Here is a 23,588-nt window from a genome sequence, read left to right on the forward strand (position 1 = left end):
CCGGCCCGCGCATTGGTTACAACTTGGTAACGTTTGGCTTCGTAGCACTGTTTATAGCACGTCATCGTGAAATGGGGAACCCCTGCGCGGCGAGTTGTTTTGCGTTTGTGTGCCCCGGAGCGTCGTTTTGCCGTATACAAATGGGTGCGACACGTTGTGCGGGCGCCCGCTCGCGCACCATCTACGGAAGGAGCGCCGCAGTGAGTACTTGGGACGAGCAGATTTTCACGGTCGATGCCAACACGGACTTCCTGGACGAGCTAGTCGATCTTGATTTCGAGGATGTTTTTGAGGCGGTCCGTGACGCGGTGCTCCTCGCCGCGAAGCAGGATTCTTCTGAGGAAGAGCTGCTCAACGGCCAGGCCGCAGCCACCATCGCGGCGATCTGGGCGGGCGCGCCGTTTTCCGCCGGCGAGATTGCGGAGACGTACCCGTTTATCCGCCTGCGCCCGGACGAGATGGACGAGCAGTTGGTGGAGTCTGCCGCTTCCGTGCTCGAGGAGGCGGACACTGAGGAGGACTTGGAGCAGTTCCTCGAGGCGCTGGCGTAGCTGAATGATTGTTGCAGTTGAAGGCATCGACGGCGCGGGCAAGAACACGCTAGTCACTGCGGTGAAGGAGCGCTTCGGCGCTGAGACGCTGGCGTTTCCGCGCTATGAAACGTCCGTGCATGCGCAGCTGGCGCACGACGCCTTGCATGGGCGCATGGGCGACCTGACGGATTCGGCGTTCGGTATGGCCACCCTGTTCGCCCTGGACAGGCATGGGGCGAAGCAGCTTCTCGACGGCTTCGCTGGCGACCCGCACAGCGTCATCGTCCTGGATCGTTATGTCGCCTCCAACGCGGCGTACACGAGCGCGCGCACGGGCGATCCGGCCGCCGTGAAGTGGGTCCACGACCTGGAGTTTGGAAAGTTGGGGCTGCCCAAGCCCGACTTGCAGGTGCTGGTGGACACCACCCCGGACGTTGCGCGCGAGCGCGCGGAGGCGCGCGAGGAACAGGACGCGACGCGCACCCGGGACCGCTACGAGCGCGACGTGGCGCTGCAGGTGGCGACGTTTCAGGCGTACGCCGAGCTTGCGGAGCGCAACTGGGCGAGCCGGTGGCTTCGCACATCGGAACCGGCGGTTATCATGCAGGCAGTGAGCGAGCTGGCGCAGTAAGGCCAGCTCAGCGCGAAAAGGATAGAGGAGGACGCATGGCACCGAAGATCCTCGTGGTGGACGACGACCCGGCGATCAACGAGATGCTGACAATCGTGCTGGAGGCCGAGGGGTTCCAGACCAGCTCCGTGACGGACGGTGCCGAGGCGGTGCCCGCCTTCCGCTCGTTCGACCCGGATTTGATCCTTCTGGATCTGATGCTGCCGGGGATGAACGGCATCGACATTTGCCGCGAGATCCGCAAGGAGTCCGCGGTGCCGGTGGTCATGCTCACCGCCAAGACGGACACGGTGGACGTTGTGCTGGGTCTGGAGTCCGGCGCGGACGACTACATCACCAAACCCTTTAAGCCGAAGGAGCTTGTCGCCCGTATCCGCGCGCGCCTGCGCCGCACGGACGAGACTCCGGCGGACGTCTTCGAGGTCGGCGACCTGACCGTGGACGTGCCGCAGCACACCGTCACCCGCGGCGACGAGGAGATCCAGCTGACCCCGCTGGAGTTCGACCTGCTGGTGGAGATGGCACGCAAGCCGAACCAGGTGCACTCGCGCGAGGAGCTGCTGGAGTCCGTGTGGGGCTACCGCAACGCCTCCGACACACGCCTGGTCAACGTGCACGTGCAGCGCCTGCGCTCCAAGATTGAGCACGACCCGGAAAACCCGGAGATCATCCTCACCGTCCGCGGCGTGGGCTACAAGACCGGTAAGTCGGAGGTGTAGCACCTGGACGCCATACGTCGTGTCGGCGACCGGGTGCGGCACGCCTGGTCCACGAAGCTGCAGGTCCGCTTCGTGGGCACGGTGCTGCTCGTGTCCACGGTCGTGATGTCTATGCTTGGCTTCGCGCTGGCGTCCGTTGTCACCGACCGCATCACCGCAGCCAAGATCGAAACCGCCACTGTGGAAATCGAGCGCGCGCGTTCGACCGTGGAATACCAGCTGGCCAACTCCGGCTCCTCCGCCTCGTTGCAGGCGCGCCTGAATTCGGCGCGCGCCGGGTTGACGCAGCGCGCGCAGGAAAGCGGCGACTCCGCCAGCTTCTACGAGCCTGTGCTGGTGGTGGAGGCGCCGAACGGTGCTGTGACGTCGTCGCCGGAGGCCTACCAAATTCCGAAGCGGCTGGGCGACTACGTCAGGGACGGCAACGTGGCCTACCAGTTCGCCACCGTGGAGCGCCCGGACGGCTCGGCCTACGACGCGCTGATTGTGGGCACCCCGACCAACGCCGACATCCCCAACCTTCGCTTGTACCTGGTGATGAACATGGAAAGCGAAGTCTCCACCGTCGCGCTGATGCGCGGCATCTTGGCGTCCGCCGCGGTGATCGTCGTGGTGCTGCTGATGGGCATTTCCTGGCTGGCGTCGCAGCAGATTGTGGCGCCGGTGCGCTCCGCCTCCCGCACCGCGCAGCGTTTCGCGTCCGGCCACTTGCGGGAGCGAATGCCTGTCGACGGCGAGGACGAGATGGCCGTGCTGGCCATGTCCTTCAACGACATGGCGGACACCTTGAGCAAGCAGATTGCCAACCTGGAGGAATACGGCTCGCTGCAGCGCCAGTTCACCTCCGACGTCTCACACGAGCTGCGCACCCCGCTGACCACGGTGCGCATGGCGGCGGATCTGATCGCGGCGAACGAGGACTCGCTGGAACCGGCGACGAAGCGCGCCTCGCAGCTGATGATCAGCGAGCTGGACCGCTTCGAGGCGCTACTCAACGACCTGTTGGAGATTTCCCGCCACGACGCCGGCGTGGCCGAGCTGTCGTCCGCGAACGTGGATGCGCGCCAGCCGGTGGAGTCCGCCTGGCAGCAAACCCAGCACCTGGCCGAGGAGCTGGACGTGGACGTCATCTTCGACATCCCGGACGAGCCGCAGACGCTGGAAGGCGACGCCCGCCGCATCGAGCGCGTGGTGCGCAACCTCATCGCCAACGCCATCGACCACTCGGAAGGCAACCCGGTCACCGTGCGCATGCGTTCCAACGACGAGGCGGTGGCGATCACCGTCACCGACGGCGGCGTGGGCCTGAAGACAGGCGAAGAGGACCTGGTGTTCAACCGCTTCTGGCGCGCCGACAAGTCCCGCAAGCGCCACTCCGGCGGCACCGGGCTGGGCCTGGCCATCGCCCGCGAGGACGCGCAGCTGCACGGCGGCGTGCTCGATGCGATCGGCGAGTACGGGGTGGGCTCGCAGTTCCGCCTCGTGCTGCCGCGCGACGTCGAGGCCGGTTTCACAGAATCGCCGCTCCCGCTCGAGGCGCCGCGCGCTATCGCCCCCGAAGCGCTCGACGCCCCGGAAGACACCGAAGGCACCGGTGACGCGGCAGCCGGCGGCGGCGACGGGGGAGCTGATGGAGGGACACCTTTGGACGTCGATAAGCGAAGGCTCCAGGAGGACACCGATGCGTAAAACACTCGCCTGCCTCACGGTGGCGCTAACGACCCTGGCCGCCGGCTGCGCCTCGCTGCCCACGAACTCGGCGCCGCATGTGATCCGCTCCTTCGCGCCCGAGGAGACGGAAACGCAGGCCGCGGGGCCGAAGGACGGCCAGGAATCGGACCTTCTGCTGCGCGACTTCTACCATGCCTCTGCCACCCCCGACAGCGACTACGAGGCGGCGCGCGCCTACCTCACCGAGGGTGCTTCCGCCGCGTGGGACCCGAGCAGGCAGAAACTCGTGGTGGACAGCATCGGCATGACCACCCTGCCGGGGTCCTCAGTAGGGCAGCGCAGCTACTCGGTGCACGGCGAAGTCGTCGGCGTGGTGCGCTCCGGCGGCTCATACTCGCCGGAGCGCGGAGACTATGAGGCCACCATCGACATGGAAATGGTGGACGGGCAATGGCGCATCTCCTCGCTGCCGGAAGGCGTCGTGTTCGAGCGCACGGAGCTGCGCAACCAGTACCAGCCGTACAACCTGTACTTCTTCGACCAGGACGACCGGGAGCTGGTCACCGACCGCCGCTGGGTGCACTCGCGCCGCGAAACGCTGGCGAGCGACCTGATCGGGCTGCTCATGGAAGGCCCCTCGGAGCGGCTGCGGCCCGCGCTCACCGGATCGCTGCCCTCGAGCGTGTCCTACACGGGAGAACAGGACGGTGCCTACACTTTCACCGGCTTCGCCGGCGTGAGCGAGGACGAACGCGCCCGCTTCGCGGCCCAGGTGGTGTGGACGCTCGCCACCGCGGGTGTCACCGGGCCCTACGAGCTCAAGGCCGACGGGCAACCGCTTATCGACGGCACCGACAGCCTCGACACCGACGACTTCATCGACGCGAGCCCGCTGGTGGAAACCGTCGGCGAAACCAAGCTGTACGCCCTGGCGGGCGGCAAGGTCGTCCGCGTGGACGAGCGATCCACGCAGCCGGTGGAAGGCTCACTCGGCGCCGCGAGCGACGTCATCTTCGCCGACATCGCCAAGGACGGGGAGTGGGCCGCCATCTTTGGCAAACCCGGCGACGCCGAGGACGATATCTTCCGCGTGGGCAAGTTCGACGGATCCGAGGCCGAGGTCATGCGCGCGGGCACGTTCACCCGCCCCGCCATTGAACCGGACGCGGCGGCGGTGTGGACGGTAGCCGACGGCAAGCGGATCCTGCGCACGGTGCAGTCCGCCGCCACCGGCAGCCTGACCACCGGCGAGGTCAAGGTGGAACTGCCCGACGGCGTGGACGGCAACATTTCCGTGCTGCGGCTGTCGCGCACCGGCACCCGGGTGGTCATGGTGATCGACGGCCGCCTCTACACCGGCATCGTGCGCCGGCAACCCTCCGGCGAGCGTTCCATCGTCAACGTCTACGAGTACGCCCATGAGCTCTCAGGCAGCGTGATCTCCGCAGACTGGCGCCCGGACGGATCCCTCTTGGTAGGCACGACCTCCACCACCCCGGTGATGCGCGTGGAGCAGGACGGCTCCTCCATGACCGCGATGTCCGCCGGCAACATCTCGGCGCCGGTGGTGGCGGTGGCGGCGTCGCCGAGCACGCTATACGTCACCGACGCTAACGCGCTGCTGCAGGTGCCGGCCTCCGGTGCGGACAACCCGATCTGGCGCGAAGTGCCGGGACTGGAAGGCGTGCGCGCGCTGCCGATCACTTCGCGCTAGCCTTTCCCGCATGGGGGAGATATTCGGTCAAGTCGGCGAGCTGCTGTTGCCGCGGAAATGCGCGGGCTGTCGCGCGCCGGGGCCGCTGCTGTGCCCTGCGTGCCGCGAAGGCCTGGCGACGCCACCGCAGCGGGTATTTCCCAACACCACCCCGCACGCGCCGGTGTTCGCGCTCGGGCCGTACGCCGACCCGCACCGCGGGGTGATCCTGGCCATGAAGGAGCGAAATCACCTGGCTGTGCGCCGCCATGTTGGCGCGGTGCTCGCGGCCGCGCTGGAGTACCTGGAGGTGCGCGGCGAGATCCCTGCCGGGGCGGTGCTGGTGCCGGCGCCCACGCGCACGCGCTCCGCACGGGCGCGCGGCGGGGACCCGGTGGAACAGGTCTGCCGCGCCACCGGCAGGCGGGTGGCGCCGGTGCTCACGCTGGACCCGCGGACGGCGGACCAGTCCGGCCTGGACGAAGCCGGGCGGCGGGCCAACCTTTCGGGGCGCGTGCGCATTTCCGGCGTGCCTGCCGGCCGGGTCGTGCTTGTCGACGACGTAGTCACCACCGGCGCGACGCTGCACGCCAGTGCCGCTCTTTTGCTCTCGCGCGGGGCCGACGTCGCCGCGTGCGTGGCGCTGTGCGCGGCGTAGTGGCGGGGTCCCGGCGGGCTTGGCGGCGGATTCCCGGGGATTCCTGACAGATTACGGCGGCCGTTTGCGCCGACCTGGGCCTCAAGGGCCAGCCTGACAGATTCCGCCGCGATGTGTCGGGCAGGGTAGCGAGCTTTCGTCAAAACCGGCCGAATTGGTCATAACCAGTTGTATAGTGGTGGTGGACACAGTTCCTACTACCGCAAGGGAGGACGCAGATGACGTCTGCAGACCGTAACCCGATCCAAGAGACGCTGAGCCCGGATGCCCAGGTCACCATCACCGGGCGAAACGTCGAGGTCCCAGAGCATTTCCAGGAACGAGTGAACGGCAAGCTGGCCAAGATTGAAAAGCTTGACCCGACGCTGAAGTCGTTCCATGTGGAGCTGCAGCACGAGAAGAACCCGCGCCGCGAGGCGGAGGCGGAGCGCATCCAGATCACCGCCACCGGCTCCGGCCACCTGGCCCGCGCCGAGGCGAAGGAAGAGAACTTCTACGCCGCGCTCGAGGCCGCCGTGGACAAGCTGGAGCGCTCCCTGCGCAAGGTCAAGGCGCGCCGCAACATCGCCCTGTCTGGCCACCGCGCGCCGAAGAGCACCGGCGTGCTCGCCGCGGAGATGGAGGCGGACGCCAAGGCGGAGCAGGAACGCGCCGCCCAGGAGGCCGGCAAGTACGACGTGGATCCGTACGCCGACCAGGTCGAGGACATCGTCCCGGGCCAGATCGTGCGCTCCAAGGTGCACCCCAACGCGCCGCGCAGCGTGGACGACGCGCTGAGTGAGATGGAGCTGGTGGGCCACGATTTCTACCTCTTCATCAACGAGGAGACCAACCGCCCGGCAGTGGTCTACCGCCGCCACGCGTTCGACTACGGCTTGATCGAGCTCGCCCCGGAAGGGGACGCGGAGTAACCGCAGCTCAAGCTACTAAACCCCGCCCCGGCTCAGTTCTGTTTATGGTTCTGGGCTGGGGCGGGGTTCGTCGATAGGCAATTGTGCCTATGGGGTTGTCTATACCCAGGGAGGCGTGCGTACAATGGCAGGTTGTATCACCTTGGCCCTGTCAACCCATCAGTAAAGGACTTTGCACACGTGTTTGGACTGTCAAAGCTGCTCCGTGCCGGTGAGGGGCGCACCGTAAAGCGCCTTGCCAAGATCGCCGACCAGGTAATCGCGCTCGACGACGAGTACGCCGCGCTGACCGACGAGGAGCTCAAGGCCAAAACCGCCGAGTTCAAGGACAAGCTCGCAGACGGCGCGAGCCTGGACGACATTCTGCTCGACGCGTTCGCCACCGCCCGCGAAGCCTCCTGGCGCGTGCTGGGGCAGAAGCACTTCAAGGTGCAGATCATGGGCGGCGCCGCCCTGCACTTCGGCAACGTCGCCGAGATGAAAACCGGTGAAGGCAAGACCCTGACGTCGGTGCTGCCGGCGTACCTCAACGCCCTGTCCGGCAAGGGCGTGCACGTGGTCACCGTCAACGACTACCTGGCTAAGCGCGACGCCGAGATGATGGGCCGTGTGCACCACTTCCTGGGCCTGGAGGTGGGCGTGATCCTTTCCGAGATGCGTCCGGCTGAGCGTAAGAAGGCGTACGCGGCGGACATCACCTACGGCACCAACAACGAGCTCGGCTTCGACTACCTGCGCGACAACATGACGCGCTCCGTCGACGACATTGTCCAGCGCGGCCACAACTACGCCATCGTGGATGAGGTGGACTCCATCCTTATCGACGAGGCACGTACCCCGCTGATCATCTCCGGCCCGGTGGACGGCTCCAGCCAGTTCTACACCGTGTTCGCGCAGCTCGCGCCGCGTATGCGCGAGGGAATCCACTACGAGGTGGACCAGCGCAAGCGCACCGTGGGCATCTCCGAGGAGGGCGTGGAGTTCGTCGAGGACCAGCTGGGCATTGACAACCTGTACGCCCCGGAGCACTCGCAGCTGGTCAGCTACCTCAACAACGCCATCAAGGCGAAGGAGCTGTTCGAGCGCGACAAGGACTACATCATCCGCCAGGGCGAGGTGATGATCGTGGACGGCTTCACCGGCCGCGTGCTGGCGGGCCGCCGCTACAACGAGGGCATGCACCAGGCCATTGAGGCCAAGGAGCAGGTGGAGATCAAAAACGAGAACCAGACCCTGGCCACGGTGACCCTGCAGAACTACTTCCGCCTCTACGAGAAGCTGTCCGGCATGACCGGTACCGCCGAGACTGAGGCGGCGGAGCTGCACCAGATTTACAAGATGGACGTTGTCCAGATCCCGCCGAACCGCCCGAATCAGCGCACGGACCGCGACGACTTGATCTACAAGACCCAGGAAGCGAAGTTCGCGGCCGTGGCGGAGGATATCGCGGAGCACGCGGCCAAGGGCCAGCCGGTGCTGGTGGGCACCACCTCGGTGGAGCGCTCCGAGTACCTGTCGCAGCTGCTCACCCGCAAGGGCGTGCAGCACAACGTGCTCAACGCGAAGTACCACGAGGAGGAGGGCCGCATCATCGCCGAGGCCGGCCTGCCGGGCAAGGTGACCGTGTCCACCAACATGGCTGGCCGCGGCACCGACATCGTGCTCGGCGGCAACCCGGAGATTCTCCTGGACGCGAAGCTGCAGGCGCAGGGCCTGGACCCGCTGGAGGATTCGGAGCGCTACCAGGAGGCGTGGGACGAGCAGCTCCCGGCTGCCAAGGAGCGCTCGCAGCAGCTTGGCGACGAGGTGCGCGAGGCCGGCGGCCTGTACGTCATCGGCACCGAGCGCCACGAGTCGCGCCGTATTGACAACCAGCTGCGCGGCCGTTCCGGCCGTCAGGGCGACCCGGGCGAGTCCCGCTTCTACCTGTCCATGCGCGACGAGCTCATGGTGCGCTTTGTGGGCCAGTCCATGGAGAACATGATGAACCGCCTCAACGTGCCGGACGATGTGCCGATTGAGGCGAAGATGGTCTCCAACGCGATTAAGGGCGCGCAGTCCCAGGTGGAGAACCAGAACTTCGAGATGCGCAAGAACGTGCTGAAGTACGACGAGGTGCTCAACGAGCAGCGCAAGGTGGTCTACCGCGAGCGCCAGGAGATCCTGGCCTCGAAGGACATTGCCGGCCAGGTGCGCCGCATGATCGATTCCACCATCGGCGCGTACGTCGACGGCGCGACCGCCGATGGCTACGTGGAGGACTGGGACCTCGACGGCCTGTGGAACGCGCTGGATTCCCTGTACGGCCCGACGGTCAGCGCGCAGGAGCTCATCGACGGCGACGAGTACGGCCGCGCCGGCGAGCTCACCTCGGAGCAGCTGCGCCAGGCGCTTGTCGACGACGCGAACGCCCAGTACGACAAGCTGGAGGAAAACGTCGCGTCGATTGGCGGCGAGGAGCAGATGCGCAACTTGGAGCGCATGGTGATCCTGCCGATCATCGACACGAAGTGGCGCGAGCACCTCTACGAGATGGACTACCTCAAGGAGGGCATCGGCCTGCGCGCGATGGCGCAGCGCGACCCGCTGGTGGAGTACCAGAAGGAAGGTGGCGACATGTTCAACGCGATGAACGAGGCCGTCCAGGAGGAGACGGTGCGCCAGCTGTTCACGATGCGCAAGCAGTTCGAGACCCAGGATGCTGAGCAGGCTGAAGCGGGCGGCTCCACCGTCGTCTAGCTAATTGCTTATCGACGTACTGTCGCCTACAGCACCTTGAAGGCAACCAGCTTGCCGTCGCGGATTTTCGCGGCGTAGGCCCGCCTGGTGCCGTCCGTGGTTTCGACGGTGCCGAAGAATTCCCCGCCCTCGCGGGCGTGGCAGGTAACCACTTGGAGCCTGCCCGCCGCGGGGGCGGTACTTGTCGGTGCGTTTGTTAGCGCCGCCGCGTGCTGGCGGGCGCGGATGTGGGCGCGCACCGCAGGCGCGAAGCGCCAGGCCATCATGGACGTGGCGCGGTGTTTGCTCAGCGCGGCGTTGAGCGCTTCCGCCACGACCGGTTCGACCTCGGCGGCAGCGTTCGGCGGCGGAGCCGCGGACCCGGAGTTGCGCGCTTGGATGAGCCGGCCGAGCACGGCTGGGCTCCGGTTCAGCTGCGGCACGAGCACTTGCACGTGCCGGTGCCCTGGGGCGGTGTAGTACATGGCGGGTGTCCTCCCTCAACTGAGCGGGAATGCGTAGCGGAGGGGGACGGGCGTGGCTCGGGGTAGGTAGTATTGTCCACGTTCGCAGCCGCCCGTGTAAAGGGTGTGCTCACTACAGTAGGCATCCGCGACGCAACCAACGAAAGAGGGAACCCTTGCAGGGCTTGATCATCGATTACGCAGGAGTGCTGGACACCGGTGCAGAGGACGAGCAGCGCTGGAAGACCCTCATTGAAGCGGTGAAGGCGAAGGACATCGCCGTGGGCATCCTCTCCAACGAGGAAGGCGACGGCGAGATGGCGGAAAAGATCCGCGAGTGGGAATTCGGCGGCGTGGTCGACGCTGTTGTGCTCTCCGGCGAGATCGGGGCGGAAAAGCCGGAGCGCGCCGCGTTCCAGGCCGCGGCCGACGCGATCGGGGTGGACCTGAACGATTGCGTGATGATCGACGACGACATCATGAACGTCCGCGCCGCGGTCGAATACAACATGATCGGCATCCTGCACACCGCCATCGACCGCACCGCGGTGGAGATCCAGTCCCTGTTCGATGTCGAGGGCGAGTTCTAGTGCGCGTCTACATCCCCGCCACCTTCGGCATGCTCGCGGCGCTGGAGGACAACCGCCTGATCCACGCCCGCAACGGCTGGGCGTTCGCGGCCACCGAGGCGCTGCACGAGTTTTTCACCTCCGGCGACCAGGAGGAGATCGAGGCCGTGGCGTTCGACGACGCGGCGATGGCGTCCATCCGCCTGTTGGCCATCGGCGATGAGGAGCGCCAACCGCACCGCCGCGTGGTGGTCTCCGCGGACGTGCCGGATTCCCAGGCCACCCCGGATCCGGAAATGGGCGAGTCCGTGGTGAAGCTGTCCGCGCCGGTGAACTTCGAGGACATCGCCGCGATCCACGTGGACATCGCGGAGGCCGAGGAGGCCACCGCGAAGGCGATCGAGGTCATCGACGCCGCCGACCTGGGCGACGAGGACGCTGAGCTTGCCGTGGGCGACGCCCAGGACAACTACATGGCGTTCTACGACCCGAGCGAGCTACCGGTGCTCGTCGAGCTGCTTTAGCTCCCACTCGTTGTTGGAGTGCAGGGCAGCCAACAGGCCACGCACTGCCGCGGCCCGGCGGCCGACGGGGGAGGCCGGGTCCAGCTCGTCCCAGGCGCACTCCGGATCCGCCGGGGGACCCAGGTGCGTGCAGCCGCGGGGGCAGCGCTGCGCCGCCTCTTTCAAGTCCGGGAACACGTCCACGATTTCTTCGGGGGAGACGTGCGCCAGGCCGAAGGAGCGGATGCCGGGGGTGTCGATGATCCAGCCGCCGCCGGGCACCTCGAGGGCCACGGACTGGGTGGAGGTGTGCCGACCCTTGCCTACGCCGGAAACCTCGCCGGTTTCGCGGTCCGCGTCCGGCACGATGCGGTTGACCAAGGTGGACTTGCCCACGCCGGAGTGGCCGATAAGGGCGGAGACGTGGCCGTCGATAAGCTCGCGCAGCTGCTCCACGCCGTCCTCGACGCCGGTGCGCAACACCTCCACACCCATGGCCTCGAGCTCGCGCTCGAAGTCGGAGGGGTCCGCGAGGTCGGTCTTGGTCACGCACACCACAGGGGTCACGCCGCCGACGAAGGCGGCGATCAGGGCGCGCTCGACAAAGCCGGTGCGCGGCGGCGGATCCGCGGCCGCGACCACGATGAGCATCAGCTGCGCGTTGGCGACGATGATGCGCTCATACGGGTCCGTGTCGTCCGCGGTGCGGCGCAGCACCGAGGTGCGCTCCTCGCGTTTGACGATGCGGGCGAGGGTGTCTTTCGCGCCCGAGGTGTCGCCGACGACACCGACGCGGTCGCCCACCTCGATGGACGTGCGCTTCAGCTCGCGGGCGCGGGTGCACTGCAGGCGGGTGCCGGCATCATCGAGCACCACACCCCAGCGGCCGCGGTCCTTGGCCACGACGAGGCCGAACTCGGCGTCGTCGTGCGTGGGGCGGTTCTTCGAGCGCGGGCGCGAGCCCTTGCCGGGGCGCACGCGCACGTCGGACTCGTCGTAATCGGCGAAGCTGCGGCCCATTACTGCGCCACCACCTCCGCCCACATGTCGGCGAACCCGGGCAGTGTCTTGGAGGTGGTGCCGATGTTTTCCACCTCGACACCGTTCACCACCAGGCCGATGATGGCGCCGGCGGTGGCCATGCGGTGGTCGTCGTAGGTGTGCCAGGCCCCGCCGCGCATCCGGGTCGGGGTGATGCGCAGCCCGTCGCCGAGCTCCTCGCAGTTGCCGCCCAGTCCGTTGATTTCTCGTGAGAGCGCGGCCAGCCGGTCGGTTTCGTGGCCGCGCAGGTGGGCGATGCCGGTCAGCTTGCTCGGGGTGGTGGCGCAGGCGGCGATGGCGGCGACGGTGGGGGCGAGCTCGCCGATGTCGCTCATGTCGATGCGGATGCCGCGCAAGTTGCCGGCCTCCGGGCCGCGCACGCGCAGGGTGTGGCCGGCGCCGGCGGCCTCCAACTCCACCTCGCAGCCCATGCGCTCCAGGATGGACTGCATGGTCGCGCCCGGCTGGGTGGTGGTCACCGGCCAGTTCGGGATGCGCACCTCGCCGCCCGTGACCGCCGCGGCGGCCAAAAACGGCGCGGCGTTGGACAGGTCCGGCTCAATCTCCCAGTACGCGCCGCGGATTTCCTGCGGCTCCACGGACCAGGAGCTGGGGGTGGCCTGCACCTTCACGCCCGCGTCTTGCAGCATGGCCACGGTCATCTCGATGTGCGGCATCGACGGCAGGGTGCCGCCGGTGTGGCGGATCTGCACGCCGCGCTCGAACCGGGGCGCGGCGAGCAGCAGGCCAGAGACGAACTGGGAGGAGCCGGACGCGTCGATCTCCACCGGGCCGCCCTCGGCGCGGCCAGTGCCGTGGACGGTAAACGGCAGCGCGTCGCCCGCCACGGACACCCCCAGGGCGCGCAACGCGTCCAGGATGGTGGACATGGGGCGTTTGCGGGCGTGGGCGTCGCCGTCGAAAAGCACGGGCCCATCCGCGAACGCCGCGACGGGCGGCACGAACCGCATCACGGTGCCCGCCAGGCCGCAGTCGACCTCGGCGGAGCGCAGCTTGCCCGGGGAGACGCGGATGGTTTCGCCGTCGCGCTCGATGGCGGTGCCCATGGCGCGCAGCGCATCTTCCATCAGGTCCGTGTCGCGCGAGCGCAGCGCCCCGACGATGGTGGACGGGCCGGCCGCGAGCGCCGACAAAATGTAGGCGCGGTTGGTCATGGATTTGGACCCGGGCACCTTCTGCGTGTGGGTGATCGGGCTGGGGTGAAACGGCGCAGGCCACATTTCGGTCATGGAAGTCATGATAATGGAGGGCATGTGCGGACGATTCGTTCTTTTCACGTCAGGCGACGACCTTGTGCAGGAGGTGGCGGGCTTGCCCGGCATCGCGGAAGTTGAGGCCCCGGACGGCACCCCGCCGCCGCGCTACAACATCGCGCCCACCCAGCAGGTGCCGCTGATCAGGGTTGCGGAAAGTGCCGCGCGTATCGACGCCGCGCGGTGGGGTCTGCTGCCCACCTGGAAGAAGGACGAGACCGGCCCGCCGCTGTTCAACGCCCGGGGTGAAACGGTGGCCGAGAAGCCGTCCTTCCGCAGCGCGTTCAAGGCGCGGCGCGGGCTGATGGTGCTGGACGGCTACTACGAGTGGAAGCAGACGGAAAGCGGCAAGCAGCCGTACTTCGTGCGCCCGGAAGACGGCATGCTCTACGCCGCCGCACTGTGGGAGACGGGGCTGGACCGCCTCTCCACCACCATGGTCACCACCGAGGCCACGGAGAACATGGCGTGGCTGCACCACCGCCTGCCGCTGTTTTTGCGCGAAGACGAGATCCGCACCTGGGTCGACGGCACCCCGGACGAGGCGCTGGAGCTGGTGCATCCTTCGCGCGTGGCGGAGACCCTGGTGTGGAACGAGGCGGCCCAGGAAGTGGGCAACACCAGAAACGACTACGCCGAGCTGATGGGCGACGCCCGCTAAGGCCGCGGGCGCCGAAGCTACGGAGCACTGATTGGCGCGAACTCCGCCCTGGTCAGCTCCGCCAAGTCGCGCGGTGCGAGGCGGGCGGACAGGCCGCGCTGGCCGGCGGAGACGGTGACGGCGGGCAGGTCGGCCACGGAGGCGTCGATAAGCGTTGCAAGCTTGTGCATCGTGCCAAGCGGAGAGATGCCGCCGACGACGTAGCCGGTAGCGCGCTGCGCTTTGGCCGGATCTGCCATCTCCGCGCGCTTCCAGCCGAGCGCTTTCGCCGCGGCCTTTAAGGAAAGGTGCCCGGCCACCGGCACGCAGCAGATGGCAAGATCGCGCTCGTGGGCGACGACCAACGTCTTTAACACCGCGGCCGGATCCAAACCGAGCTCGGCCGCAGAATGCTCGCCGAAGTGGTCTTGGCTGGGGGAGTAGGTGAGTACCTCGTGGTCGGTGCCTTTCAATGCCGTCAATGCGCGGGTTTTCTCGGCCATGGCCACAGGGTAGCGCGCGCAGAAGGTGGCCCTACAATGGCTCACATGCCCGAAACCGAGCCAGACGCAGGCGTGAGCGATGACCTGAAGGCGCGCTTCAACGAGGAAGCGATGCCGCTTTTGGACCAGCTGTACGGCGGCGCGCTGCGCATGACGCGCAACCCGCAGGACGCCGAGGACCTGGTGCAGGAGACCTATTTAAAGGCCTACAAAAACTTCGGCAGTTTCACCCCCGGCACCAACCTCAAGGCGTGGCTGTACCGGATTATGACGAACACGTACATCAACTCCTACCGCAAGAAGCAGCGTCGCCCGCTGGAAACCTCCGCGGACGAGGTGACGGACAACCAGCTCTACACCTCCAGCTCGCACGACTCCACCGGCCTGGAGTCCGCGGAGGTGGAGGCGCTGAAAGCCATGCCGAACTCGCGGATCTCCGAGGCGCTCAACGCGTTGAACGAGGACTACCGCATGGTGGTCTACTACGCGGATGTGGAGGGGATGGCCTACAAGGAGATCGCGGATGTGATGGACATTCCCATCGGCACCGTGATGAGCCGGCTGCACCGGGGAAGAAAACAGCTCCGCGGGATGTTGAAGGACGTGGCGAAGGAACGCGGCATCGGCCTCGACCACGCTGACATGGCGGATGCCGCCGGCAAACAGGACGCGAAGGAGAAGTAATGTCCACCGGACACACCCACACCGACGCTCACGGCTGCGACGCCACCCACCGTTTGTTGTGCGAGCTGTTCGATGCCGACACTGCGCCTGAGCGCCGCGAGGAAATCAAGAACGACCTGGCGTCCTGCCCGGAGTGCCTGGCCGTCGCCCAGTCTGAGCGCGACGTCCGCGCGATGGTGCGCGAGTGCTGCGGCCCCGCGAAGGCCCCGGAGCCGTTGCGCCAGCGCATCATCGCCTCCATTACTACGGTGAGCTACACCGAAGTCCGCTATAGATAAGGCCTCTGTTTCTCGCCCGCAGCCTGTAGGTTGCGGGCTTTTTGCTTTGCGACGGCCCCTTGCCGCCGCAGCGGGGGTAAAAAACGGGGGTAGTGGGGGTTTCCGGATTGATGAACAATCCGCGGATCTTTGAACAATCCAGGGGGTTTGCTACATTTCTGAGGGAAACCTGGGGAAAATAAGAGTGTGTGAGTTGTGTATGCAATCCAAACATGCAGGTAGACGCAAAATTGCCGGAATCCATGCTGGAAAACACCTTAACGTGTATAAAATGCAGTGATAGTGGATTGTTCAACCATCCGCGCGCGTTTGCAGTTTGATCGTTGAACAATGCTGACGAAACGGCGGATCACGCGGGCAGATTGATGAACAATCCGCAGCTAGGAACGGGTGGAAACGTTGAACAATCCGGACGGAATGTTCAACGATTTAGGGTATTTTTCAGCCTGGCGGCGAGCGGTTTACCTGCGCATATTCGGTGCATAAACTCGGGGATGTCACAAAGAGAAAAACGCACACCAAGGAGTCACCGAGATGCGAGCAGCATTCCGAAACACCATCGCCGCAGCAGTTGCCGCCGCCATCGCGGTGTCCGGCGCGAACGTCGCACACGCCCAGCAGGACGTTGAGCTCGCACCGGTGCTGACCAACACCGCCACCCTCGCCGACACCGACGGCGACGGCCTGCCGGACATCTGGGAAGAGCAAGGCGTCGTCCTTGCCGACGGCACGGAGATCCCCCTGCCGGATTGGGGCGCGGACCCCGAACGCCCGGATCTGTTCATGCAGCTGAACTGGATGTCGTCGGAATACGACACCCTCGGCTGCGACACTTCTGCCGCCCGCGAGTGCGCCAACGCCAACCGCACCTCCTACGCCCCGTCGAAGCAGAGCCTGGACGATTTAGTGGACCTGTTTGCCGACCACGGCATTGCCCTGCACATCGACGCTGGCGAGCACTACACCAACATCCCCAACTACTCCGACGTCCACGGCGGCGAGACGCTGGAGTACCGCGATTTCTACTTCGACCCGAGCAAGTTTGAGGCGTTCCAGCTCATTAACACCATCAACAACCTTGGTGATCGCGCGAACATCTTCCGCCCCGGCGTGCTGGGCGATCGGATGCGTGCAGGTTCCAACGCCACGGGCCTGTCGCTGGTGGGCGACAGCTCCTTCTACGTGGCTAACCCGGATGGCCGCGCCAACGACGAGCAGGTGCGCAACACCATCCTCCACGAGTTCGGCCACACCCTGGGACTGCGCCACTGGGGTGCTCAGCAGTACGTCACCGACATCGCTGAAGGTTCCCCGATGCAGGCCGGCTACCAGTCGGTGATGAACTACGACCACCAGTTTGACTACTTCAACTACTCCGAGCAGGGCTACTTCGCCGACACCCCGACAGGCAAGGTCTTCGTTCCGGCGGACTGGGACAGCCTGGAATTGGCCAACACCCGTATCGGCGCCTACGCCGAGTCCATCGGCGCCCGCGTTGACATCGCCGACAAGGCTGAGGTCGAGGAGATCGAGCAGCCGGAGGAGGTCGTCGAGGTTGAGAAGCCGGAGCCTGTCGAGGTTGCCGACGTGCACGAGATGGTCGAGCTGGTCCCGGCCGAGGAAATCGCCGACGAGCCGGCTGCCGAGGCCGAGGCTCAGCCGGGTGTCGTCCCCGCTAAGGCGGAGCAGCCGGTGAAGGACGATCCGAAGGTCGAAGCGAAAGCCGAGGCCAAGGTCAAGGTTGAGGTCAAGCCCGCCAAGGCTGAGGCTCCCAAGCAGGCTGACAGCCAGGTCAACGTCGCGGCCATCATCGGCGGTGTCGTCGCAGCCCTAGCAGCCCTGGGCATCGGCGCAGCATTCCTCGCAATGCGCTAAGAGTAAGGCTGGCCGGTAGGTAGAAACCAACAAGCGGGCCCTTCCCGAAATGGGAAGGGCCCGCTTGCTACTTCGTTTTACCGCGCTTTAAGAGTTGGGGCGCTTACCGCGGTTCGCGCTCTTCTTACGACGGTCCTTGCGCTTGCGACCACGCTTGCTCATGGGGGCCTCCTTTGAATATGGGTACCGGTTACAGATGTTCCACTGTATAGCCCTGCACTGCTGGCAAGGTAATCCGGCGGAGTTTTACGCCGACAGGCGTGCGCGGTTGCGGGCGCGGGCCTTGTTGCGGCGCTTGAGCGCGCGGCGCTCCTCCTCGGACAGGCCGCCCCAGACGCCGGCGTCCTGGCCGGTCTCCAGTGCCCACTTCAGGCACTGGGAGGTGACGGGGCAGCGGTGGCAGACCAGCTTGGCCTGCGCGATCTGGCTCAGGGCCGGGCCGGAGTTACCGACGGGGAAGAACAGTTCCGGGTCCTCGTCGCGGCAAATAGCTTCGTGGCGCCAATCCATGATGGTGACTCTCCTTTAAATGGTGTGGGTTGAATCCATGTGCAATTACGTGCGCACCACAAACACCCGCATTTGGCAGATGCGTTGCAAACGAAGTTTGATTCCTGGTGCCGGGCGGAGTGTCCCGTTGGATGCGGGACCCGTCTTCCGGTTTACCGGGCGTTAACCCTGTGGTGGCTTAGGGTTAAGGGCTGTGTAACCAGCCCGTTGTTTTTGCTACCCGGAAATAATGGCATGTTCACCTACACCGCGCTAGGGGTGCGTGCCAAATTGTGACGGGAATCATAGAATCTAACACTGCTTTCGTCGGCCGGGGTTGGGTGCGGGGTGCGTCCGGAGGGCGTCGACAAGCAATGTGACCTGCAGAAAGGCTAGCACCCTTCGAGATAGGCTACCGTCAAATCGCGCAACGCAAGTGGGAGCGCAAGCCGGTGGGGCCTAGACTGCTTCGATGTGGAAACCAACAACAACCCCGCCCCGAATAGGTCCGAAGTTGCGCATGGAACCGTGCCCGCAGTGATGCGTTTCAGCGCAGTGGTGGTGCTTCTGCAGTGCGCCGCGATGTTCATCTACGCGGCCTCTTTGATCGTCTCCCAGTTCACCGAGCACACATCGACGCTGGAATCGGACTCCCCCGCAGCGAACTACGTCAACATCGGCACCGCGACGTTCCTTGCGATCATCTTCGGCTACATCGCCTACGCCGCGGTGAGCACGCTGAAAGGCAACCCCCGCGCCACCGGCGCGATCGTGCTGGTGGAAGCGATACTGGCGGGCGTGGCCGTGTACATGTTCCGCGGCGGCGTGCCGCTGCTGGGCGCGGCGACGCTGGCGTCCGCGGTGCTCGCGCTCATCGGCATCTTCCACCCGGCCACACGCGAGTACAACGAGGCGCGCTACGCGCAACGCAAAGCGCGGCGCACCCAGTAGAGCGCCGCGCTAGGGGGAGGGGGTAAGGCCGTTTGTTTAGGTGTTGGCCTTCAACACAACAACTTCGTCTCCGCGCTTTTCCACCACGGTGGCACCGGCGGAAGAGATGTGCACCGGGCCGGAGTAGTCGCCGCGGTCGACTGGGATGATCTTGTCCACGGCGTTTTTATCCCAATCCACCACGGCAATGCCGCTGTCGGAGGCGTAGAGCAGCTTTTCACCGGCGGAAAAGCCCGTGCCCAGCGCGCCCTGGAACACACCGGTGACGGCGAGCGCCGCGGGCTCCATCAGCAGCAGGGAGTTGTTCTCCCAGTACGTCATGTGGTGTGGTAGGTCAGCCACAGGCAGATTCTTCACAATGCCGTCTGGGCCAAGCTCGGGGCTGTCCATCTGCGGCACTGACGAGGAGCTGATGTTGGTGCCCTCCTTGTCGTAACCGCGGACCTCGGAGGTCGTCGGGTCGTAGACCGCAGCGGCATCCTGCGAGATGGACACCAAGTACGCGTCCGGGCTGATCTCGATGTTGGCCACAACCTCCGGCTTGCGCGAATCCTCCGGCGTGGCCTCCTGCAGGCGCAAATACGCGCCGTCGTCGCAGATCTCCGTGACAGCGACCAGCTCCGTGCGGGTCAGCGCAGAGGTGATGGTGCACTCGTTGGGCTGCATGTCCGGCTCCTGCTTCGCCTCCACATAGCCGTATTCCACGGTGCGCACCAGGTCGGAGCGCCACACCTCGGCGCGCTGGGAGCTGGCGTAGCCCACCCGGTCGTTTGACGCCAAGCGCACCACGTTGTCCGGCGCGCTAGCCGAGCGGGTGCCGGCGTACTTGCCGGTCTTCGCGTCGATGGCAACCACGTCGCCGCAGCCCGCGTTGTCGCGGTAGGTGGCCACAACCTTGCCCCAGGCCTGGTCCACCAGGCACAGCTCGTTGGGACGCTCGTACGTCCACGCCGTCTCACCCTCCGGGGTAGTGGCGGTGAGCGTGTGGTCGTTGTACGTGATCACCATGCCGCTGGCCACCAGCGGCTGGTCGCGGCCGGACGTGTCCGGCAGGGAAAAGCCTTCGCTGAATGACTTCGGCACCACGGCGAGTTGCCCGTAGTCCTGGTGTTCTTCCTGGGCAGAATCCAGGTGCGCGTCGCGCGCGGGGGCGGTGAAAAAGGCGGTGCCCAGCAGCAGCGCTGAGACACCTGCGATCACTCCGGTAGCGATCAGGTCGCCGCGGGTGCGACGCAGGGGAGAATTCATCGCCGTTTCCTTCCTGAGGCTCGTGCTGGGCGTGCCCCGAGCACTTTACGCGGGCGTCCCACTCGTGCTGTAGCTGAGTCCGGGATATCCAAGGTCTCGTGCAGCTCCGGCGAGGTGGAGAACCACTCCGGCAGCTCGCGGGCACCGAGCGACAGCTCGTCGTTAATCGCTTCCCACTTGCGCACCTCGTCGTAGCCCACCAGCGTGACAGCGGTGCCGTTCTTGCCGGCGCGGCCGGTGCGGCCGATGCGGTGCACGTACGTCATCGGGTCATCCGGAGTTTGGAAGTTGATCACGTGGGTGACGTCTTCGACGTCGATGCCGCGGGCGGCGACGTCGGTGGCGACGAGGATGTCGGCCGAGCTGCGTCGAAAAGCATCGAGCGCCGCCTCGCGCGCACGCTGGCCAAGATCGCCGTGGACCGCGGCGACGGTAAAGCCGCGCTGCGCGAGGTCTTCCGCAAGCTCCGCGGCGGAGCGCTTCGTGCGGGCGAAGATGATGGTGCGCCCGCGGCCGCGGGCCTGGAGGATGCGCGCGACCACTTCGGGCTTGTCCATGCGGTGGGACTTCAGCGCCACCTGGCGGGTGGTGTCGTGGGTGCGCGGGGCGTCGGCGGACTCGGCGCGGATGTGCACCGGCGTGTTCATCTTCGCGCGCGCAAGCGAAAGAATCGGACCCGGCATGGTGGCGGAAAACAGCATCGTCTGCGCGTCATCGCGCACCGCCGCCCAAAGTTTCTCAATGTCGGGCAAAAAGCCCATGTCCAGCATCTCGTCCGCCTCGTCGAGCACCAGAATCGCCACGGTGGATAGTGTGAGGTCGCCGCGCTCGTGCAGGTCAATCAGGCGCCCGGGCGTGCCGACGACCACGTCCACGCCCGCTTCCAGCGCCGCAATCTGGTCCTCGTACGGGCGGCCGCCGTAAATCGTGGTCACGCGCACCGGCGTCTCGGAGGCGGCGTAGGCGAGGTCGTCGCCGACCTGCACGGCGAGCTCGCGGGTGGGCACAATCACCAGCGCGCGCGGGGTGCCGTCGAGCTCGTCGATGTCGGCGTCGTCAAACACGCGGTCTAAGAGCGGGACACCGAAACCGAACGTCTTGCCCATGCCGGTGCGGGCTTGCCCGATGATGTCCCGGCCCGCCAGCGCGCGGGGCAGCGTGAGCTCCTGAATGGAAAAGGGGCGCACTATGCCGCGCTGCGCCAGCGCATCGGTGATTTCAGCGGCGACGCCCAGCTGAACAAACGTCGGCGGCAGCGATTTGTCGCCAGCCGGGGCGCCAGTTGAGGCGCGGTTGTGTTCACTCTCAGCTGAATAGGGCACGCGTTTATCTTAACTACAGGCCGTTACAATGGCGCCATGGATATCAAGATCGGTCTTGCAGACAGCCCCCGCGAACTGACGATCAAGCTGCCGGAGGGCCAAGACGACATCATCTCCACCGTGGAGCAGGCCATTGACGGCGGCCAGGCCACCCTAAAGGTGGAGGACGACAAGGGCCGCGTTTACCTCATCCGCACCGACCGCATTGTGTACGTGGAGCAGGGTACTGCCGCAGCCCGATCCGTCGGGTTCATGCGCTAAATTACGCATTTATGGCACAACGGCACGGCGCACATGAGCGGGACGCCCGCGGCGGCTCCACCGGGGGCGGCCACGGGGCGCACCGCCGCCCTGGCGATGGCGAATTCGGCGCCCGTGAAACCGGCGACGATGATTTCGGCGACTGGTTCGATAGCTGGGATCTCGAATCCGAAGATTCGGAGCCCGCGCGCCCGCGCCGTCGCAGTGACGAAAAGCGCACGCGCAAAAGCGCCAAGCTTCACGGTGCCTCATGGGGGCCCAAAACCTCCTCGAAGCACGCCGAGGCTGGTGATGGCAAGCTCGCCGCGTTTGCGCAGGAGTACGGCTGGCGTGCCTACGCCATCCCCGTGCTGGCCGTGATCACGGTCTTTGTGCTGATCAACATGTTCCAAAACCCGGAGGACCTGGCCGTTGGTTCCACCGCTTCCTCTGCTGAGGAGGAGGAATCCGCAGCGTCTTCGCCCGCGCAGCGCGAGGAAGACCCGGACGGCGGTGTGGAGCCGTTGGAGCCGGCGAAGATCGCCGAAGGCGAGTTTGATCCGCACAACTTGCCGCCGGGCGGGCCGTACACCACCACCGGAGCCGGCACCTTCTACGAAGTGGGTGCTCCAGGCATGACCGCAGGCGAAGGTACCGAGTTGGTGGTGCGCTTCGCCGTGGAGGTCGAGCATGGCATCGACACCTCGGGCTACGGCGGGGATGAGGCGTTTGCGCACATGGTTGACGCGACGTTGAGCGATCCGCGCGGTTGGATCAACGACCCGCGCTTCCGCTTCGAGCACGTCAGCGTCAACGACAACCCGTCGCTGAAAATCCGTCTGACCTCTTTGGACACCACGGCGGAGCTGTGCGGCGTGCAGATCGGCACCGAGACCAGCTGCCGCACCCGCATCACGGGCGAGGACACGGTGCTGCTCAACGAGTCGCGCTGGGTGCGCGGCGCCGTGCCGTTCCAGGGCGATCTGGGCAGCTACCGCCAGTACCTGATCAACCACGAGGTGGGCCACGCCGTGGGCTTTGCGGAGCACGTGCCGTGCCCGGAGCCGAACGCGCTGGCGCCGATCATGATGCAGCAGACCCTGAGCCTGAACAACGCGCAGCTGCGGGAGATGAGCCCGGAGGACAATTACCCGGACAACCCGGATACCTGCCGACCGAACCCGTGGCCCTACCCGCGCCCCGCGGCGCTGTAGGGGGCTGTAGGTGGCGGAGCAAACGGCACGGCAGATTCCCGGACATGTGTTGTCGGCGTTCCAGCTCGACGGCCGGGCAGGCATCCCTTTGGGCCCGGAGTGGGACAACGGTGTGCGCTTCGGCCGGGTGGTGGTCTCCGAGGCCAGCGACACTGCGGCCTGGTCCGGCAAGGCCCGCGATCATGCCGGCGAGTTCGGGGCGGGCATCGCGGTGTCGCGCCCGGTGCGCGCCACTGACGGCCGCTTGGTCGTCGGTGGCTTCAAGGCCAGCGAGTTTGTTGAGGGCCAGGTGCGCGCGCGTATCGACGAGGCCGTGTCCGCCGCCCTGCGCTACGACGAGGCGATGGCCGGGGTCGAGGCGCCGGCGGCGGACCGCGGCGACGCGTTCGCTACGGCAGAGCGCGCGGTGTGGCGCGACTACACGCCGCAGCCAGACGACGTTGTGGCGCACATGGATTTTGCGTCCTGCCTGCTCTTTTCCGGGGATATGGTGCCGACGTTGACGGACCTTGTGCCGTCTTCAGGCAAACGCCCCCGCGGCTTTACCGCGGCGCTGGTGATTGTGGACGGGCTGTTGGCGAAGGCCTGCGATGCTGCCGTGCTGGACCGGTGGGCGCACGTGCCGGGGCTGCGGGGGCTGGCGCGGCGCGCGCTGGAGTACCGCCTGGCCTGCGCGAGAGCTGCAGGTTCGGACATACGTTCGATAGCTGAGGGGGTTGGTCGGGCGCTCGTGTCGGAGTGAGTGACACAATCAACGGC

At 66.3% G+C, this 23,588-nt stretch carries 26 protein-coding genes; 18 read left to right on the forward strand and 8 right to left on the reverse strand.

The window, feature by feature from the left end:
- Positions 1–200 precede the first annotated feature (200 nt).
- From MHY23_RS05375 to secA, 8 genes are all read left to right on the forward strand, one after another.
- A complete protein-coding gene (locus MHY23_RS05375; RefSeq protein ID WP_070476145.1) occupies positions 201–551 on the forward strand; it encodes a hypothetical protein in 351 nt (116 codons plus the stop codon).
- 4 nt (positions 552–555) lie between these two features.
- Complete coding sequence (locus tag MHY23_RS05380) at positions 556–1,164, forward strand: dTMP kinase (RefSeq protein WP_181889949.1); 609 nt, start codon at positions 556–558, stop codon at positions 1,162–1,164.
- 35 nt (positions 1,165–1,199) lie between these two features.
- Positions 1,200–1,883, forward strand: coding sequence for an MtrAB system response regulator MtrA (mtrA, locus tag MHY23_RS05385; protein WP_070476151.1), 684 nt, complete (start codon positions 1,200–1,202; stop codon positions 1,881–1,883).
- Between the two features lie 33 nt (positions 1,884–1,916).
- Positions 1,917–3,572 carry an MtrAB system histidine kinase MtrB gene (gene mtrB, locus MHY23_RS05390; RefSeq protein WP_239306714.1) on the forward strand — a complete coding sequence of 552 codons (1,656 nt, stop codon included), beginning with the start codon at positions 1,917–1,919 and terminating at the stop codon, positions 3,570–3,572.
- A complete protein-coding gene (lpqB, locus tag MHY23_RS05395; RefSeq protein ID WP_239306715.1) occupies positions 3,565–5,268 on the forward strand; it encodes an MtrAB system accessory lipoprotein LpqB in 1,704 nt (567 codons plus the stop codon). Before mtrB ends, lpqB begins: the two co-directional genes overlap by 8 nt.
- 10 nt (positions 5,269–5,278) lie before the next feature.
- Positions 5,279–5,905 (forward strand): ComF family protein, encoded by a 627-nt coding sequence (locus MHY23_RS05400; protein ID WP_239306716.1) that lies wholly within the window; start codon positions 5,279–5,281, stop codon positions 5,903–5,905.
- 218 nt (positions 5,906–6,123) lie between these two features.
- Positions 6,124–6,816, forward strand: coding sequence for a ribosome hibernation-promoting factor, HPF/YfiA family (gene hpf, locus MHY23_RS05405; RefSeq protein WP_239306717.1), 693 nt, complete (start codon positions 6,124–6,126; stop codon positions 6,814–6,816).
- A 180-nt stretch (positions 6,817–6,996) separates the two neighbouring features.
- Positions 6,997–9,555 (forward strand): preprotein translocase subunit SecA, encoded by a 2,559-nt coding sequence (gene secA, locus MHY23_RS05410; RefSeq protein ID WP_239306718.1) that lies wholly within the window; start codon positions 6,997–6,999, stop codon positions 9,553–9,555.
- A gap of 26 nt (positions 9,556–9,581) precedes the next feature.
- On the opposite strand, the gene MHY23_RS05415 is transcribed toward secA, so the two are convergent.
- A complete protein-coding gene (locus MHY23_RS05415; RefSeq protein WP_239306719.1) occupies positions 9,582–10,019 on the reverse strand; it encodes a hypothetical protein in 438 nt (145 codons plus the stop codon).
- Between the two features lie 155 nt (positions 10,020–10,174).
- On the opposite strand from MHY23_RS05415, the gene MHY23_RS05420 reads away from it, so the two are divergent.
- Together MHY23_RS05420 and MHY23_RS05425 are read left to right on the forward strand one after the other, a co-directional pair.
- Complete coding sequence (locus tag MHY23_RS05420; protein WP_239306720.1) at positions 10,175–10,588, forward strand: HAD family hydrolase; 414 nt, start codon at positions 10,175–10,177, stop codon at positions 10,586–10,588.
- On the forward strand, positions 10,588–11,091 hold the full coding sequence (locus tag MHY23_RS05425; RefSeq protein ID WP_239306721.1) for a hypothetical protein: 504 nt from the start codon (positions 10,588–10,590) through the stop codon (positions 11,089–11,091). Before MHY23_RS05420 ends, MHY23_RS05425 begins: the two co-directional genes overlap by 1 nt.
- Here the strand turns inward: MHY23_RS05425 and rsgA are convergent.
- Together rsgA and aroA are read right to left on the reverse strand one after the other, a co-directional pair.
- A complete protein-coding gene (gene rsgA, locus MHY23_RS05430) occupies positions 11,065–12,090 on the reverse strand; it encodes a ribosome small subunit-dependent GTPase A (protein WP_239306722.1) in 1,026 nt (341 codons plus the stop codon). The genes MHY23_RS05425 and rsgA overlap by 27 nt on opposite strands.
- Complete coding sequence (aroA, locus tag MHY23_RS05435; protein WP_239306723.1) at positions 12,090–13,361, reverse strand: 3-phosphoshikimate 1-carboxyvinyltransferase; 1,272 nt, start codon at positions 13,359–13,361, stop codon at positions 12,090–12,092. Before aroA ends, rsgA begins: the two co-directional genes overlap by 1 nt.
- Positions 13,362–13,383: 22 nt before the next feature.
- Here aroA and MHY23_RS05440 point away from each other — a divergent pair, with 22 nt between their 5' ends.
- Positions 13,384–14,046: an SOS response-associated peptidase gene (locus MHY23_RS05440; protein ID WP_239306753.1), complete on the forward strand. Its 663-nt coding sequence runs from the start codon at positions 13,384–13,386 to the stop codon at positions 14,044–14,046.
- A 17-nt stretch (positions 14,047–14,063) separates the two neighbouring features.
- On the opposite strand, the gene ybaK is transcribed toward MHY23_RS05440, so the two are convergent.
- Positions 14,064–14,528, reverse strand: a complete 465-nt coding sequence (gene ybaK / locus MHY23_RS05445) for a Cys-tRNA(Pro) deacylase (RefSeq protein ID WP_181889958.1) — start codon at positions 14,526–14,528, stop codon at positions 14,064–14,066.
- A 45-nt stretch (positions 14,529–14,573) separates the two neighbouring features.
- Between ybaK and MHY23_RS05450 the strand changes: the two genes are divergently transcribed.
- The 3 genes from MHY23_RS05450 to MHY23_RS05460 all read left to right on the forward strand — a co-directional run bounded on the left by MHY23_RS05450 (position 14,574) and on the right by MHY23_RS05460 (position 17,365).
- The gene (locus MHY23_RS05450; RefSeq protein ID WP_181889959.1) at positions 14,574–15,212 is read left to right on the forward strand and encodes a sigma-70 family RNA polymerase sigma factor; all 639 of its coding nucleotides are present in this window, start codon (positions 14,574–14,576) and stop codon (positions 15,210–15,212) included.
- Positions 15,212–15,490, forward strand: coding sequence for a mycothiol system anti-sigma-R factor (locus tag MHY23_RS05455; protein ID WP_181889960.1), 279 nt, complete (start codon positions 15,212–15,214; stop codon positions 15,488–15,490). Before MHY23_RS05450 ends, MHY23_RS05455 begins: the two co-directional genes overlap by 1 nt.
- 534 nt (positions 15,491–16,024) lie before the next feature.
- Positions 16,025–17,365 (forward strand): hypothetical protein, encoded by a 1,341-nt coding sequence (locus MHY23_RS05460; protein WP_239306724.1) that lies wholly within the window; start codon positions 16,025–16,027, stop codon positions 17,363–17,365.
- A gap of 87 nt (positions 17,366–17,452) precedes the next feature.
- Here MHY23_RS05460 and MHY23_RS11990 read toward each other — a convergent pair whose 3' ends face one another.
- Positions 17,453–17,527 (reverse strand): 50S ribosomal protein bL37, encoded by a 75-nt coding sequence (locus MHY23_RS11990; protein WP_095066802.1) that lies wholly within the window; start codon positions 17,525–17,527, stop codon positions 17,453–17,455.
- A gap of 84 nt (positions 17,528–17,611) precedes the next feature.
- Entirely contained in the window at positions 17,612–17,875 is a 264-nt protein-coding gene (locus MHY23_RS05465; protein WP_034997533.1) for a WhiB family transcriptional regulator, read from the reverse strand.
- A gap of 519 nt (positions 17,876–18,394) precedes the next feature.
- Between MHY23_RS05465 and MHY23_RS05470 the strand changes: the two genes are divergently transcribed.
- Positions 18,395–18,805, forward strand: a complete 411-nt coding sequence (locus MHY23_RS05470) for a hypothetical protein (RefSeq protein ID WP_202032305.1) — start codon at positions 18,395–18,397, stop codon at positions 18,803–18,805.
- 36 nt (positions 18,806–18,841) lie between these two features.
- On the opposite strand, the gene MHY23_RS05475 is transcribed toward MHY23_RS05470, so the two are convergent.
- Both MHY23_RS05475 and MHY23_RS05480 read right to left on the reverse strand, forming a co-directional pair.
- Complete coding sequence (locus MHY23_RS05475; protein WP_239306725.1) at positions 18,842–20,053, reverse strand: hypothetical protein; 1,212 nt, start codon at positions 20,051–20,053, stop codon at positions 18,842–18,844.
- Positions 20,050–21,309: a DEAD/DEAH box helicase gene (locus MHY23_RS05480; protein ID WP_202032306.1), complete on the reverse strand. Its 1,260-nt coding sequence runs from the start codon at positions 21,307–21,309 to the stop codon at positions 20,050–20,052. Before MHY23_RS05480 ends, MHY23_RS05475 begins: the two co-directional genes overlap by 4 nt.
- 102 nt (positions 21,310–21,411) lie before the next feature.
- Between MHY23_RS05480 and MHY23_RS05485 the strand changes: the two genes are divergently transcribed.
- Genes MHY23_RS05485 through MHY23_RS05495 form a run of 3 tightly spaced genes read left to right on the forward strand, consistent with a single transcriptional unit; the run spans position 21,412 to position 23,571 of the window.
- On the forward strand, positions 21,412–21,636 hold the full coding sequence (locus tag MHY23_RS05485) for a DUF3107 domain-containing protein (protein ID WP_181889964.1): 225 nt from the start codon (positions 21,412–21,414) through the stop codon (positions 21,634–21,636).
- 11 nt (positions 21,637–21,647) lie between these two features.
- Positions 21,648–22,829, forward strand: coding sequence for a DUF3152 domain-containing protein (locus MHY23_RS05490; RefSeq protein ID WP_239306726.1), 1,182 nt, complete (start codon positions 21,648–21,650; stop codon positions 22,827–22,829).
- Between the two features lie 10 nt (positions 22,830–22,839).
- Positions 22,840–23,571 carry a hypothetical protein gene (locus MHY23_RS05495; RefSeq protein ID WP_239306727.1) on the forward strand — a complete coding sequence of 244 codons (732 nt, stop codon included), beginning with the start codon at positions 22,840–22,842 and terminating at the stop codon, positions 23,569–23,571.
- Positions 23,572–23,588: the final 17 nt, after the last annotated feature.

It is taken from the genome of Corynebacterium sp. ACRQP, from assembly GCF_022345915.1.
GTDB lineage: Bacteria > Actinomycetota > Actinomycetes > Mycobacteriales > Mycobacteriaceae > Corynebacterium > Corynebacterium lehmanniae.